Source organism: Microcystis sp. Msp_OC_L_20101000_S702 (assembly GCF_007095705.1).
GTDB lineage: Bacteria > Cyanobacteriota > Cyanobacteriia > Cyanobacteriales > Microcystaceae > Microcystis > Microcystis ichthyoblabe_A.
Genome location: NZ_SFBO01000048.1, coordinates 95,312 through 108,277, shown reverse-complemented (window position 1 = coordinate 108,277; position 12,966 = coordinate 95,312). Strand labels below are relative to the sequence as shown.

Genomic DNA, 12,966 nt, shown 5'->3' with positions numbered 1-12,966 from the left:
GGCGTTGCATAATAGAGATATGAATGGAGGAAATCAAAATGCAATGCCCTGAATGTAAATCTACCCATATCCGTAAAAATGGCATCAATAAACAAGGTAAACAAAATCATATTTGTGTAACCTGTGGCCGTCAATTTATTGATAACTATGAAAAACAGAAAGGCTATGACGAAAAAACGAAGCGAGAATGCCTAACTGCCTATGTTAATGGGATGGGATTTAGAGGAATAGAAAGGCTAAAGGGAGTTCATCATACGACCGTAATTAATTGGGTAAAATCTGTGGGAGAATTATTGCCAGTCGCCTATGACCCAGAAACAATTCCTGAAGTAGGGGAACTGGATGAATTGGAAACCTTTGTTGGCTCAAAAAAAACAAAATCTGGGTGTGGACAGCCGTTGACCACTTTAAAAAAGGAATTTTAGGTTGGGTAATCGGAGATCATAGTAGCGAAACGTTTCGCCCATTATGGGAATTAGTTAAGTCTTGGGGATGCTATTTTTATGTGAGTGATGGATGGTCAGTTTATCCATGTTTTATAGCAGAGGGCGACCATATAATTAGTAAGACTTATATGACCAGAGTAGAGGGTGAGAACACACGTTTAAGACATTATCTAGCCCGATTGCATCGCAAAACACTCTGCTATTCTAAGTCTACAGAAATGTTAGGATACTCTATTCGTTTATTAATTCATTATCTGAAGTTTCAAGAAGTGCCTATTCCTTACTGATTCATAGCTTAATTCAGCAACGCCGGCAAATCGTTCTCGCTGACGATAAAAATACAAAAATGATTCACCAAATACCCTTTCATAGAGTCGTTCATCTTTTTGAAATTGCACTTCGCAAAAATAGATCACCCCGCTACTATCATTATCGGGTGGCAGGAATACGCCATCGATCTCAAATTTGGGTTCTTTGACGGCTACGGAGTCAAAGCGGTATTCGGTGGCATTATCTGGCGGGTTTTCCAGTAAATCGAAGAGAAGGGAGGGGGATTGTTGAAAAAGCCGGTAGAATATCGAGTCTCGTTTCATTATGATCGGGATTGCACCATAGCTCTTTCCCGATCTTCCCATAAAACCCCCAAAAAAAGAGAGAGGAAACTGTATCATCGGAAATCAAGGTAATGCCCTGTCTCGCCAAAAAATCGAACATTTGCTCAAAATTTTCGTTCGGACGGATGGCGAAACTGACAAGAATATTGGTATCAACAACAACCCGTATCACAAATCATCTTTTAACGATGCCATGAGTGCGTCGTGTTCCGCAGCTGTCATGCCAAGAGTTGCGGCCTCGTGCTGTAATTTTCTGGCAATAATAGATAAGCTGGGACAACCCACCATAAGGCGGACAATTTCATCATCCGGTATAAGCGCCAGTGCTTCCCTAATTTCCCTGGCCGTGCCTTGGATTACTGTTGCTTGTGTAGTCATGATTTTTGATCATTCTAGGGCGAATCCTAGCATAATTCACGACTGAGATGCTACCCATCGAAAAACCTCCCCCAAAAAAAGAGAGAGAAAACCTGCACCTCTTCTCCCTTGGGTCATTATTTTCTGCCTTTGCGGACAGCACTCCCTAGCATTAAGCCGCCCAGGGTGATAAGACCAAGAAGGCTAGAGGGTTCGGGAACAGGAGTCGCATCAAGTGTAACGTTATCGAAAACTAATTGTGTCCCCCCATTATTCGGACGGTCAATAGAGATGCGAATTCCCGCACCCTGATCGGCAATCCCCGCCAGATAAGAAGTGTTGAACGATAAGAACACACCTCTTGACGAAAAGGAACTCTGATTGAATGTAAAACTTGACAAAACGGTATTATTATCACTCCGGCGAAGCGAAATTGTACTGTTCGGCAAGGTCAAGTTGCCCGGTTCATCTAGACGAATACCCGCGAATAAATTGAGCGTGTATCGAGTTCCGGCTTGATAAGTGGCGGCTACGTCTTGATAGATCGATCCACCATTGAAAGCAATAAGACCCGCCTGCGAACCGTCGGGTACTCCGCTTGGAAATTGGGTCGCATTGAATGGCTGAACCCCCGCATTGCCACTACTCACAGTCCAACCGGTAATAACTGGTGAAAAATTAGGGGTTGATGGTGTCTCGAAGGAAAAATTATTGACAGTCACGCTTGCAGCTTGTGCTGCACTAGCCGTTACCAGAGTCGCCAGGGCAACTCCAGAGACAATGCCGAGTTGTTTTATTTTCATGAAAAGAAAAGGGTTAATGGTAGATGATTTGAGTGCTTGCGACATTTAGATTTGGGTTAAGCGATCGGGCAACCCAAAACAATGACAAGCGAATGGTCAAAGGTAGATTACACACTTCCCCCCCACATTGTATTAAAAGCTACAATTTAATAAATATTTACATTCTTCTCCCCCAGGGCTGACGCTTGCTAGAATGAAATCCCGCTTGATTTGTGGTAATGAGACAGTTTATGTTAGATTTTCATCTATCTGTTCAGCCTGAAACAGAAAAACGCCTTAAAAAGATTTTAAACTCCATCAAAGATCAAGAAAAATTTGCCCAAAGCATTATTGATTATCAGATTGCCGAATTACAAAAAAGCAAGGCTAATTCAAGTCTGAATTGCATCACTGTCTGATCTACCTTTATAGAACGCCAATTCAAAAATGAAACGCATCAACCTCAAGAGGGAGCATCTCACCTTTGTAACCCCTAAATCAGGTTTTTATGTCAAGCTATTTTGAAAGCCTTGCTGGAAAACAGTTTTAGAGATAAGTATAATTATTCACTTGCATAAATGAGATGCTCCCACCTCAAGACCTCAAGACCTCAAGAGTTGACAAAGAAAGGCTCATCAGGTACTGTCTGAGCCTTATCGGAAGTTAACGACGGCGGGTGAGTTCAGCCGTTAGACTGCCAATTTCTTGGTCAAGATAGTTCCGGTTACTTTTGGGCAGGTGCTATACTGTAGTGAGGTTTGTAAATGGTTTCTCCCATGAAAAATAAAGCCATTATTGTACTGGGGGCGGTTGCCTCTCTTGGGTTGGCTGCAACCTCAACTTTACTTATGACACGTCCATCTGGAAATTCTCCAGATTCCGCCTCTGCTCAATTTTCTCCCAACGGCATGGGTATGATGGATCATATGCAGGTCAGTAGCGAGTTTAACTATCTTGCCCAAATGATTCCTCACCATCAGGAGGCAATCGATACCGCCCAGGTTATTCTGACACGCACTAGTCGTCCTGAGATGAGGCAGTTTGCTCAAAAGATCATTCAAGTGCAAACTGCTGAAATTGCTCAGATGAAAAACTGGCTCAACGAGTGGTATCCCGGAAGGAATATTAGCGTCTCCTACGTTCCCATGATGCGCGATCTGAGTCAACTTCAGGGCGATGCCCTAGATCAAACTTTTTTACAAGATATGATTAAACATCATATGGGAGCCGTGATGATGTCGCAAATGCTCCTGAATCATAATCTGGTGAAGCATCAGGCTGTCCGGCCTTTTGCTGAGAACATTGCCACTAGCCAGCGCCGGGAAATTCAGCAGATGCAAACTTGGTTGATGGCTTGGTTTGGTGATCGCAATCCAATGGGTGGGATGCATCATTAGCTGGTATTGCGATCGCGATTTTGTCGGGTGCGTTCCCTAATGCAAGTACGCTTAACTGATACAGAAGTTCTGGTGTCCCCTAAAACCAGAGACTTATCGCCTCAAAATAAAGATAACTGCTATATCCTTCTGTTCACTTTAAAATAAAACCGTTAGCTTGCTGGGGATTGAGAGTGACAATCCCAAAATCTCTACCTAAACCCTTCCCTTTCGAGGTAAATATTTCATGAGCCAAACGATCACACCTTCTTCCTTAAAAGCTAGTTTAGCCCCCAATACGACTAGAGCAGCAACGGTGGACGATGGGGGAAATGTGCTAGGGGAATTTCTGCAAGAAACTCTGGCCATGACTAAACGTCTGTTCATCCAATTAAAACGTCGTCCTTCAACCCTAATCGCGGGGGTAATTCAGCCCTTTATGTGGCTGATTTTATTTGGAGCTTTATTTTATAATGCCCCCCAGGGACTATTCGGCAACGATCTCAGTTATGCTAAATTTCTCGCCCCCGGAGTGATTGTCTTTACCGCTTTTTCCGGGGCCTTAAATGCCGGTTTGCCGGTAATGTTCGATCGAGAATTTGGCTTTCTTAACCGTCTCTTGGTAGCACCTTTAACCACTCGTTACTCGATCGTGGCCGCTTCTACCATCTATATTATCGCCCTCAGTTTCATCCAAACCGCCTCGATCGTGGCCGCTAGTGCCTTTTTAGGGGCCGGATTACCCAGTTTAGCTGGATTAGGTGCGATCGCTTTGATTGTTTTCCTAATAGTTTTGGGGATGACTGCCTTAAGTCTCAGTTTAACCTTTGCCCTACCCGGACATATCGAATTAATCGCCGTCATTTTCGTCACCAATTTACCGCTTTTATTTGCCAGTACCGCCCTCGCTCCCTTAAACTTTATGGCAGATTGGTTACAAGTAATCGCTAGTCTCAACCCTCTTACCTATGCGATCGAACCGATCCGTTATATTTATTTCAATCAGCACTGGTCTTTTGATAGCATAGTCTTACAAACCCCTTGGCTTGACCTCAATTTCTTGACAGTTTTAGCCCTACTCTTAGCTTTTGATCTGCTAATCCTTTTAGCAATTCAGCCCTTACTTCGTCGTCGTTTTGCTTAAATCAGTTATCAGTTATCAGTTATCAGTTATCAGTTTACTGTTCACTGATAAGCTTGTAACTTTCTCACCACCAAAAACAAGATAATTTTCTGAGGAGTTAGTTAGATTATGAACACTCAAAAAATGTTAATCAAATCGTCTTTATTTCTAGCTACCATTCTATTAGTCGGGGCTGATTTTAATCCGCAAGTGTTAGCTCAAAGCTTGAACCCCAGTCAGCCGGATTATCAAAAAAATGAACGTAGTTCCGATGGCAGGGATGCTCTCGGTGGTTTTGATCCTTTAGACTTGATTCATAATAGTAATTTTCGCCGTAGCCGGGACGGATCGGAATTTCAGGAAGATACTCGCAATAACATCAACCAAGCGGCCGAGGAGTTTAAACGCAAGCAAAGAGAACAACTGGAAAATCTGCAAAATTCTACCCCAGAAACCAAATAAAACCCCTTTTTGATTTGCCTTTTGCCCATCCTAACCAGGAGGTTGATTTTGTCCTATTGCTTAGTATATATGATCGCTAAGTGCAGATGATCTGAGAAAGACCGATAACTGAAGAGCATTGGGGGGTTTATCTTACACGAATTTATATTAAACTTAGGATTGGTTTATTGAATTATCGTCTTATTAAAACTGTGGAAGTAATGGAAATCGGGCAAAAAGTCAAGGTCTGTCGCTTAAGAGACCGCGTTAACTCGGACGTAGCGGGTAAATTGGGTAAAGTGGGTGTCATCAAAAATTTTAAGATGACCGATGGCAGCGGTGTTGGTGCTGTTGTCCAGTTCGATGATAAAACCGCTACTTGGTTTTTTGAAGATGAACTCAAACTCATCTAAATATAACGCTTAGGAACTAATTATGTCCTTAATTTTGACCTTTTTGGGCAAGGGGGGCAGCGGTTGCAGTACAATAGCGATCGCTTCGGCAAAGAAAATGGCTGGTCTGGGGTCAAAAGTTCTCTTGATCGGTCAGGATCCTAGCCCTGCTTGGGGATTACTCCTCAAGGCCTCCCCTAGCTCCTCCATTACGGAAATTGCCCCCAATCTCTCGGTTGTGCAGCTTAGTAGTACACATTTACTAGAAAAAAGTTGGGAAGAAGTCAAGGAATTGGAAAAGCAGTATTTGCGTTCTCCCACCTTGAAAAATGTTTATGGTCAAGAGTTGGGCGTTTTACCCGGAATGGACCAAGCTCTAGCCTTAAATTTCCTGCGGGAACAGGATAAAAGCGGAAATTACGATGTCATCATCTACGACGGCAGCGGAGATATCAACAGTCTGCGAATGTTGGCGATTCCAGAGGTGGGCAGCTGGTATTCACGGCGTTTTCGCCAGGTTTTCAGCGATTCTGAGATTGGTCGCACCCTTTCTCCCTTTTTCCAACCAATCGCCGCCGCCGTGCTGAATTTCTCCTTTAATCCCGACGGTTTAGGGAAGAAGGTCGATAATAACATTCTAGACGAGGGACGTTCCGCTTTAGCCGATCCTCGGCGAGTTTTAGCCTATCTAGTCACCAATGACGATCCAATTGCGATCGCAGAGGCCAAATATCTTTGGGGTGCGGCACAGCAAATCGGTTTAAATGTGGGGGGAGTGATTTTTAATCGCTGTCAGAGTGCTACGGAGGATTTTGCCCCGCTGCCGGCGGCGATTTTACCCGACCGTCAAGGAGAAGATTGGCAGGAGTTAATCGCCGAGTTACCCAATTTTCTCACGGTGCAGCCGCCCAAACCGTTAATAATCGATACGGCAGCCGGTCAGGTCAAGGTTTATTTACCCGGATTCGAGAAAAAACAGGTAAAACTGACGCAATCGGGCCCAGAATTAACCATCGAAGCCGGGGATCAACGGCGTAATATTGATGTACCACCGCCTCTGACCGGAAGATCGGTAAAAGGGGCAAAATTCCAAGAAGGTTACTTAATTATTTCTTTTTAAGGGATTATGTCGAACAGCGAGATAGAAAACAAGGATAATCGAGGCGCAAAAACTCGCCAATTATTGGGCATGAAAGGGGCCTCATCGGCAGAAACCTCCCTCTGGAAAATCCGCTTACAATTGATGAAGCCGATCACTTGGATTCCCCTAATTTGGGGGGTTGTCTGTGGGGCAGCTTCATCGGGTAATTATACTTGGTCTTTAGAAGATGTCTTAAAAGCGGCCACCTGTATGTTACTTTCCGGTCCATTGATGACTGGTTATACCCAAACTTTAAATGATTTTTACGATCGAGAAATCGATGCAATTAATGAACCCTACCGTCCGATTCCTTCGGGGGTGATTTCTATTCCGCAAGTAGTCGGCCAGATTTTGGTTTTATTAGCGGCTGGGTTAGGAATATCTTATCTTCTCGATCGCTGGGCTGGTCATGATTTCCCAATCATGCTCTGTTTAACCCTATTTGGTTCTTTTATCGCCTATATTTATTCAGCACCGCCTTTAAAATTAAAACAAAATGGTTGGCTAGGAAATTATGCCCTCGGTGCTAGTTATATAGCATTACCTTGGTGGGCAGGTCACGCCCTTTTTGGTCAGTTAAATTGGACAATTATGATCTTAACCCTCATTTATAGTCTAGCGGGGTTAGGCATTGCTGTGGTCAACGACTTTAAAAGTGTGGAAGGTGACGAAAAATTAGGCTTAAAATCCTTGCCAGTTATGTTTGGAATTACCACTGCAGCTTGGATTTGTGTGATTATGATCGATGTTTTTCAAGCGGGAATTGCGGGCTATCTGATTAGTATTCATCAGAATCTTTATGCCGCTATTTTACTGTTATTAATTATCCCTCAGATCACTTTCCAAGATATGTATTTTCTGCGGGATCCGCTCAAAAATGATGTCAAATATCAAGCCAGCGCCCAGCCTTTCCTAGTGTTAGGAATGTTGGTGACAGGTTTGGCTTTAGGTCAGGGGATACTCTGAAGATTGTAATTAATAAAAACTGGAAATATCCAGTTTATGGGACATAATCGCCTTGAATTGGGTTTCTGTTTACGGTAACTTGATCCGTCAAGAGGGGTGAAAATAGATTTTCGGTTCGATCCCCCCTGCCCCCCTTGATAAGGGGGGTGCCGATAGGCGGGGGGATCCCCCCTTGATAAGGGGGGTGTCGATCCCCCCCGCCCCCTTGATAAGGGGGGTATCTGACAATTTTTAATACCTACCTACTTAGCTCGATCCCTAGTCTTTTCGTTACAATTAAGAGGGAATCGATGCCGGGGGAAAAATTTACCTTTTTTTCTTCCCTCCGATTCGCCATTCTTGACGAACTAATCAAGAATAGTTCCTGTTTAACAAGATTGATTGAGACAAGTATCTCGCACCCTATCACCATGAGTAATACCAGTAATTTTCGCCAAGCTTTACGCGAGGCTAAAAGCCAAGCACTTATCGGCCCCAATGTTATCCCCAAGGCCCTGCCCTATCTCGGTGGTGGTCTAATTTTAACTGCGGTGGGAACCTATGGCGGTTTAGGTGTGATCCAATCCTATCCCCAGATTTTCTTCCCGACTTTCTTTGTCGCCCTGGTTGCCGAGATTATTTTATTTTTTGTCGCGCGTAGTAGTGCGGAAAGCGGCAATAAAAGCACTGCTCTGCCCCTGCTGACTCTCTATAGTCTTCTTTCTGGCTATACTCTCAGTGGAATCGTCTATGTGGCCCTAGGTACTTCCGGTGTTGGTTTGCGAGGAGTGGCAATTGCTGCCCTCGGTTGCGGCCTCGCTTTTGTGTTGGGACGCAATATCGGCTCGAATCTGTCGGAAAAAGATGGTTTGGCGCTGACTCAAACCGTTAGCATCGGTATTCTCGCTCTTTTTATTGTTCTCATTGGTCAGCTAATTTTCTCTATCTTTGGTGGCGGTACTCCCACCTGGTTAGAAATCGCTATTTCTGGCATCGGGGTTTTCTTGTTTGCTGGCTCGGCAGTGGTGGACTTTTACATCTTGCCCCGTACCTACAGAGATGAACAGTATCTCAGCGCTGCTTTATCGATGTATTTGACCTATATCAACCTATTTATCTTTATTCTGCGCCTTTTAATCGCTCTTAACGGTCGAGATTAGGGCAAATAGGGAGGAGTTAGAAATTAGTTACAACCTAACTTCTAACTCCGCTAGAATAGTAAAGAAATGTAAACGGCCTGTAAAGATCATGACTGAACCACAACCGACTCAAACTCCCAAATTAGAAGACCCCAAATTTGGCTTTAATGACTATGCCGAGCGCCTCAACGGTAGAGCCGCTATGATTGGTTTTGTGATCACTCTGTTGATCGAGTATCTCACTGGCCAAGGTCTGTTATCTTGGTTAGGGTTACAGTAGTTTTTTAGGCTTTTTTAGGCATTCTAGGGGAAATAGAGCCTTGAGTGTTAGTTAACGCATACAGGCTTGATGATTTTCCCCGTAGAATCCTTGTAAGACCGAATCACCTCGCTGTTGTGGTGTGCCGTGGGAGTTATTGGGAGCTTCAAAATCGCCCACTTCCGAGGCCGCTTCCGCTAGAAGTTTTCCTGCTATTATATAATCCTGTTTGGATAAACCTCTTGCTTCGGTAAATAACCAGGAAAGGGTATCTCCCGCTAGACAATCGGCCTGTAATTCAATGCCGATGCTCATTCCACCTTCATCGATGCCACCGATACCCCGATTCCACTGAACAGCGTGAGCAGCCTCGTGAGCGACGGCGTAAAGGGGAAATAGGGGATTATCACTAATGCGAGTGACTTGCTGGAGATTGACGTAAACTGTATTATCTACAGTGCAGAAAGCCGCTAGGGAAATTACACCGCAGGGAGTGGTTATCGGGCCATCACTTAATAAATACTTAAAATTGATCTGGTGTAATTGAGCCGTATATTCAATTACCGCTTCTAAGGCATCCGTAATATCGTCTGCTTGCGCTCTCTGGGCTAGAGGGGATAAAATCAAGAGGGAACTACAGGAAACAGCAGATATCAGGGATAATAACCGTTTACGGCCAGAGTTAGGTTTCATGATACTAACAAAGTCGGGAGTGAGGGGGAAGTTTAATTAATCTGAATTAGCCTAGTGCTATGATCACAATTCTAAAAGCTATATCTAAGACTTCCAGAGAAAATACAGAATTTACGCAGCTTTTGATCGAAGTTTACAGAATTTCTCGTCAAGGCTGAGGAAATTAATTTGGCACGACCACTTAGGGTCTGCTGAAAAAGTTTTTCGTGGGGGTGGGGTGTAGGGTGTGGGGTGTAGGGTGTAGGGTGTGGGAATTATGAATTATGAATTGGAAATTGGGGAGTTTTTTGCTGTGAACTGATAACTGATAACTGATTAAAGTACCATTTCTCTGGTGGCCTCTGCATCTATGGGTTTAATTAGATACAATCGCAACAGATCTCCGACGATACCTAGCTGTAAGGGTAACTTACGGACTGTTTTTAGCCATTGAGGAGCGCTACTTTCATCGATCGCTTTTAATTGTAAATTACGTTCGGCACAACGGTTTAAACGGGGGAAAAATTGGGGATGGTCCACATTTAAAATGGTGGGAAAAGCGCGAGCAGAGGTATTATTAGTCTGACGAATTACCTCTTGATCAAAAGCGATCGCATCCATTCCCAAAGCATCATAAAAGTCTGAGCGTTCGCGTACAGTTAAACTGTGGGTAGCAAAGACGGAAAGCAGAAAAAAACGACTCCATAATCTCGATCGCCAATTATTCCACAATTGTGGTTTAGCGCGCAGTAAGGTTTTAAAGATATCTCCGTGGCGATTTTCGTCCTGACACCAACTCTCGAAGTAATTAAAGAGAGGATTAAATTTATACTGGGGATGTTCTTGTAAATGACGATAAATGAGGATATAACGCCAATAACCGATTTTTTCGGAGAGATAGACCGTATATAAAACCCATTCAAGGGGGAAAAAGGTGTAGGTGCGGGTTTTGGTAATTTTGGCTAGATCGAGGGAAATATTAAAGTCAGCCATGGCTTTATTGAGAAATCCTGCATGACGCGCCTCATCTCTAGCCATAAGATGAAATATCTCTCCTAACAAGGGATTACGGCTTTTTAGTTGTCGTGACAGTTCCTTAAATAACAAAAAGCCAGAAAATTCGGAGATACAGGAGCGTTCTAGGTAATCTATAAAAGCATTTCTCGTTTTTTCATCGAGATTGTCTTGATAATTCTCAAATCCTTGCTGACGTTCAAAGTGATGCCGGTTGTAATCGGTCCGCATCTCCTCTAACATCGCTTTGATTTCGGTTTCTTGCAAAGAAAGGTCAAAATTAGCGGCAGCCTCAAAATCGGTGGTATAGAAACGCGGGGTGAGGATAGTTTCGCGCAGAGCAGCTTTTTTCTGGGAGGGAGGTTCGACGGTAGTGACCATGATGGAAATTACTTGACTACATAGCTATATAGGATTTTAAACATAAATAGGTAAGCCAATGATAATTATTAAGTTTTATCAATATTTTGGGCAGTAGTGAGCAAGGGAATCAGACAAGTTGGCGAGCCGATTAGGGAAATAGGGAGTAGAATAGAAAGGTTGTGAGTCTATAACTATCGTTAAAATACTATGGCTTGTCCCAAGAAGAAAACCTCAAATGCCAAGCGCGACCAACGGAGAGCGCACTGGAGAAAGCAAGCGGCTCGGGAAGCGCAAAAAGCCTTATCTTTGGGTAAATCTGTTCTTTCTGGTCGTTCTAACAGCTTTGTCTATCCCACTAAAGAGGAAGAAGAAGGGGAAGACGAGGAATAACTTGATGATGGGGAGTGAGGTGGAGAAAACCTTTTCGCTCCCTAGTATTTTAAGATTTGTTTAGGGTTTTCGTTGTGAGTCTCAACTAATGTTAGGCAAATTTTTTAAAAAACCAGAATCTCCCGATCAAGACCGAGTTCCTCCGGGCCAATATCTCGCTAGTGGTTTTCCTGTGCTTACCTACGGAGATACTCCCCAAATCAAGACCGAGGAATGGTTATTCAAGGTTTGGGGAAAGGTGGCCACGACTAAAATTTTTAACTGGTCGGATTTTATGGCCCTTCCGCAGTGGGAATTTACTAAGGATTTTCACTGTGTCACCCGTTGGTCAAAATTAGATGTGACTTGGACGGGAATTAAGGTATCGGATTTTATCACCTTAATTGACCTGTTGCCGGAGGCTACCCACGTCATGCAACACTGTTATGGGGGTTATACGACTAACCTCACCCTAGAGGAATTCCTGCACGAGGATAATTTTTTCGCTTTTCAACTGTTTGGTCAACCTTTACCCCCCGACCACGGGGGTCCGCTGCGTTTAGTTGTCCCCCATCTCTACGCTTGGAAAAGTTCTAAATGGATTAATGGCCTAGAATTTCTCGATCGAGAGCAATTGGGTTTCTGGGAACTTAATGGCTACCATCGACGAGGTGATCCCTGGTTGGAGGAACGTTATGGCGGTTTTTGACGATTTTTGTCTTAAAATCGGGTAATATCAGCAAAAGGAAGTTACCCCCCCCACAAAAGAGCATTTGTGTTTCCTTTTCTTGTACCCATGTAATTGAAGTTTTCTTAAGGTTTATAGGGATAGAAAGAGTCCCTTATAAAAATTCCCCCGAAGACTGGTTGTAGTCATTGATCACTGATAACTGAAATAATGGCTCTCTTAGGTTTGGTGGGTAAAATGTATTCTAAGATACAGTATTGGGGCAGTGAGTGTAATGAACCACTCCAGACACAAAGGACACAAAGACCGATCGCTACTATATAAGTTAAACTTATCACACAAAGAATAAGAGAGCCAAATAACCGACTAATGAAAAAGATGATATTGACTTTACTAGCTTGGCTTTTAGTTGCTAACATGAATAGCCAAGGAGTTTTAGCGGTGACGATCGATTTTCAATGGTCGGGAAATCAGGGTTATACAGCTAAAGGTTCTTTTAGTTATGATGAAAAAACGGCCCCGACTATCTTTTCGGAAAAAGGTTCGGGAAAAATGCGAGTCTTAGAAGATTTTCAGGTATCTTTTTATGATAACAGTGGTCAAGAGATCGCTAAATACGATAATGTCAGCGAGGGAATTTCCTCAGCTAATTATTTTCAGTTTAATTTTAATACCAAAACTGGTCAAGTTTTCGGCTCGATCGATCTTGGGGGTGAAGGGATGGGGGAAATCTATCTTCAAGGGGTGGTTAACGATAATTTGGCACTCTTGCGGGTGGAGTCGGTAGATCTGGTCATGGATGAGGATGATTCACCAGAAATTATCACTCAGTTTTGACTAAATTG

Annotated in this window: 17 protein-coding genes and 2 pseudogenes; 13 read left to right on the top strand and 6 right to left on the bottom strand. The window is 43.4% G+C overall.

Going from position 1 to position 12,966, the window contains the following annotated elements; all coding sequences use genetic code 11:
• Positions 1–38 precede the first annotated feature (38 nt).
• Positions 39–733 (top strand): IS1 family transposase gene (locus tag EWV60_RS05605; protein ID WP_128575271.1). Its coding sequence is split into 2 segments (ribosomal slippage): positions 39–381 and positions 381–733, totalling 696 coding nucleotides; the frame shifts between segments, so codons are not numbered across the junction.
• Between the two features lie 24 nt (positions 734–757).
• Here the strand turns inward: EWV60_RS05605 and EWV60_RS05600 are convergent.
• The 3 genes and pseudogenes from EWV60_RS05600 to EWV60_RS05590 all read right to left on the bottom strand — a co-directional run.
• Positions 758–1,039, bottom strand: a pseudogene (locus EWV60_RS05600) (DUF2887 domain-containing protein); the annotation flags it as partial.
• 189 nt (positions 1,040–1,228) lie between these two features.
• The gene (locus EWV60_RS05595; protein WP_287231492.1) at positions 1,229–1,438 is read right to left on the bottom strand and encodes a hypothetical protein; all 210 of its coding nucleotides are present in this window, start codon (positions 1,436–1,438) and stop codon (positions 1,229–1,231) included.
• 116 nt (positions 1,439–1,554) lie between these two features.
• Positions 1,555–2,265: a PEP-CTERM sorting domain-containing protein gene (locus EWV60_RS05590; RefSeq protein WP_223210881.1), complete on the bottom strand. Its 711-nt coding sequence runs from the start codon at positions 2,263–2,265 to the stop codon at positions 1,555–1,557.
• Positions 2,266–2,450: 185 nt separating this feature from the next.
• Here EWV60_RS05590 and EWV60_RS05585 point away from each other — a divergent pair, with 185 nt between their 5' ends.
• From EWV60_RS05585 to EWV60_RS05545, 9 genes are all read left to right on the top strand, one after another.
• Complete coding sequence (locus EWV60_RS05585) at positions 2,451–2,618, top strand: hypothetical protein (protein ID WP_154663928.1); 168 nt, start codon at positions 2,451–2,453, stop codon at positions 2,616–2,618.
• A gap of 345 nt (positions 2,619–2,963) precedes the next feature.
• Entirely contained in the window at positions 2,964–3,596 is a 633-nt protein-coding gene (locus EWV60_RS05580; RefSeq protein WP_353734380.1) for a DUF305 domain-containing protein, read from the top strand.
• 226 nt (positions 3,597–3,822) lie between these two features.
• Complete coding sequence (locus tag EWV60_RS05575; RefSeq protein ID WP_004158754.1) at positions 3,823–4,719, top strand: ABC transporter permease; 897 nt, start codon at positions 3,823–3,825, stop codon at positions 4,717–4,719.
• Positions 4,720–4,827: 108 nt separating this feature from the next.
• Positions 4,828–5,160, top strand: a complete 333-nt coding sequence (locus EWV60_RS05570; protein WP_002733222.1) for a hypothetical protein — start codon at positions 4,828–4,830, stop codon at positions 5,158–5,160.
• A 200-nt stretch (positions 5,161–5,360) separates the two neighbouring features.
• On the top strand, positions 5,361–5,552 hold the full coding sequence (gene petP / locus EWV60_RS05565; protein WP_002742483.1) for a cytochrome b6f subunit PetP: 192 nt from the start codon (positions 5,361–5,363) through the stop codon (positions 5,550–5,552).
• Between the two features lie 22 nt (positions 5,553–5,574).
• Positions 5,575–6,651, top strand: a complete 1,077-nt coding sequence (locus EWV60_RS05560) for a Get3/ArsA fold putative tail anchor-mediating ATPase NosAFP (protein WP_016515090.1) — start codon at positions 5,575–5,577, stop codon at positions 6,649–6,651.
• A 6-nt stretch (positions 6,652–6,657) separates the two neighbouring features.
• Entirely contained in the window at positions 6,658–7,638 is a 981-nt protein-coding gene (chlG, locus tag EWV60_RS05555) for a chlorophyll synthase ChlG (RefSeq protein WP_287231484.1), read from the top strand.
• A 410-nt stretch (positions 7,639–8,048) separates the two neighbouring features.
• Positions 8,049–8,777 (top strand): Bax inhibitor-1/YccA family protein, encoded by a 729-nt coding sequence (locus EWV60_RS05550; RefSeq protein ID WP_002776167.1) that lies wholly within the window; start codon positions 8,049–8,051, stop codon positions 8,775–8,777.
• A gap of 88 nt (positions 8,778–8,865) precedes the next feature.
• Positions 8,866–9,036, top strand: coding sequence for a CAB/ELIP/HLIP family chlorophyll-binding protein (locus EWV60_RS05545; protein WP_002742489.1), 171 nt, complete (start codon positions 8,866–8,868; stop codon positions 9,034–9,036).
• A gap of 51 nt (positions 9,037–9,087) precedes the next feature.
• Here EWV60_RS05545 and EWV60_RS05540 read toward each other — a convergent pair whose 3' ends face one another.
• Positions 9,088–9,708, bottom strand: a complete 621-nt coding sequence (locus EWV60_RS05540; protein ID WP_016515092.1) for a metalloprotease — start codon at positions 9,706–9,708, stop codon at positions 9,088–9,090.
• A 315-nt stretch (positions 9,709–10,023) separates the two neighbouring features.
• A complete protein-coding gene (acsF, locus tag EWV60_RS05535) occupies positions 10,024–11,082 on the bottom strand; it encodes a magnesium-protoporphyrin IX monomethyl ester (oxidative) cyclase (protein WP_287231482.1) in 1,059 nt (352 codons plus the stop codon).
• A gap of 189 nt (positions 11,083–11,271) precedes the next feature.
• Here acsF and rpmF point away from each other — a divergent pair, with 189 nt between their 5' ends.
• Both rpmF and EWV60_RS05525 read left to right on the top strand, forming a co-directional pair.
• Complete coding sequence (gene rpmF, locus EWV60_RS05530; protein ID WP_002742494.1) at positions 11,272–11,454, top strand: 50S ribosomal protein L32; 183 nt, start codon at positions 11,272–11,274, stop codon at positions 11,452–11,454.
• A gap of 88 nt (positions 11,455–11,542) precedes the next feature.
• Entirely contained in the window at positions 11,543–12,142 is a 600-nt protein-coding gene (locus EWV60_RS05525; RefSeq protein ID WP_002737593.1) for a sulfite oxidase-like oxidoreductase, read from the top strand.
• A 264-nt stretch (positions 12,143–12,406) separates the two neighbouring features.
• Here the strand turns inward: EWV60_RS05525 and EWV60_RS23130 are convergent.
• Positions 12,407–12,475, bottom strand: a pseudogene (locus EWV60_RS23130) (type II toxin-antitoxin system VapB family antitoxin); the annotation flags it as partial.
• A gap of 15 nt (positions 12,476–12,490) precedes the next feature.
• Between EWV60_RS23130 and EWV60_RS05520 the strand changes: the two are divergent.
• On the top strand, positions 12,491–12,958 hold the full coding sequence (locus tag EWV60_RS05520) for a hypothetical protein (protein ID WP_287231481.1): 468 nt from the start codon (positions 12,491–12,493) through the stop codon (positions 12,956–12,958).
• Positions 12,959–12,966: the final 8 nt, after the last annotated feature.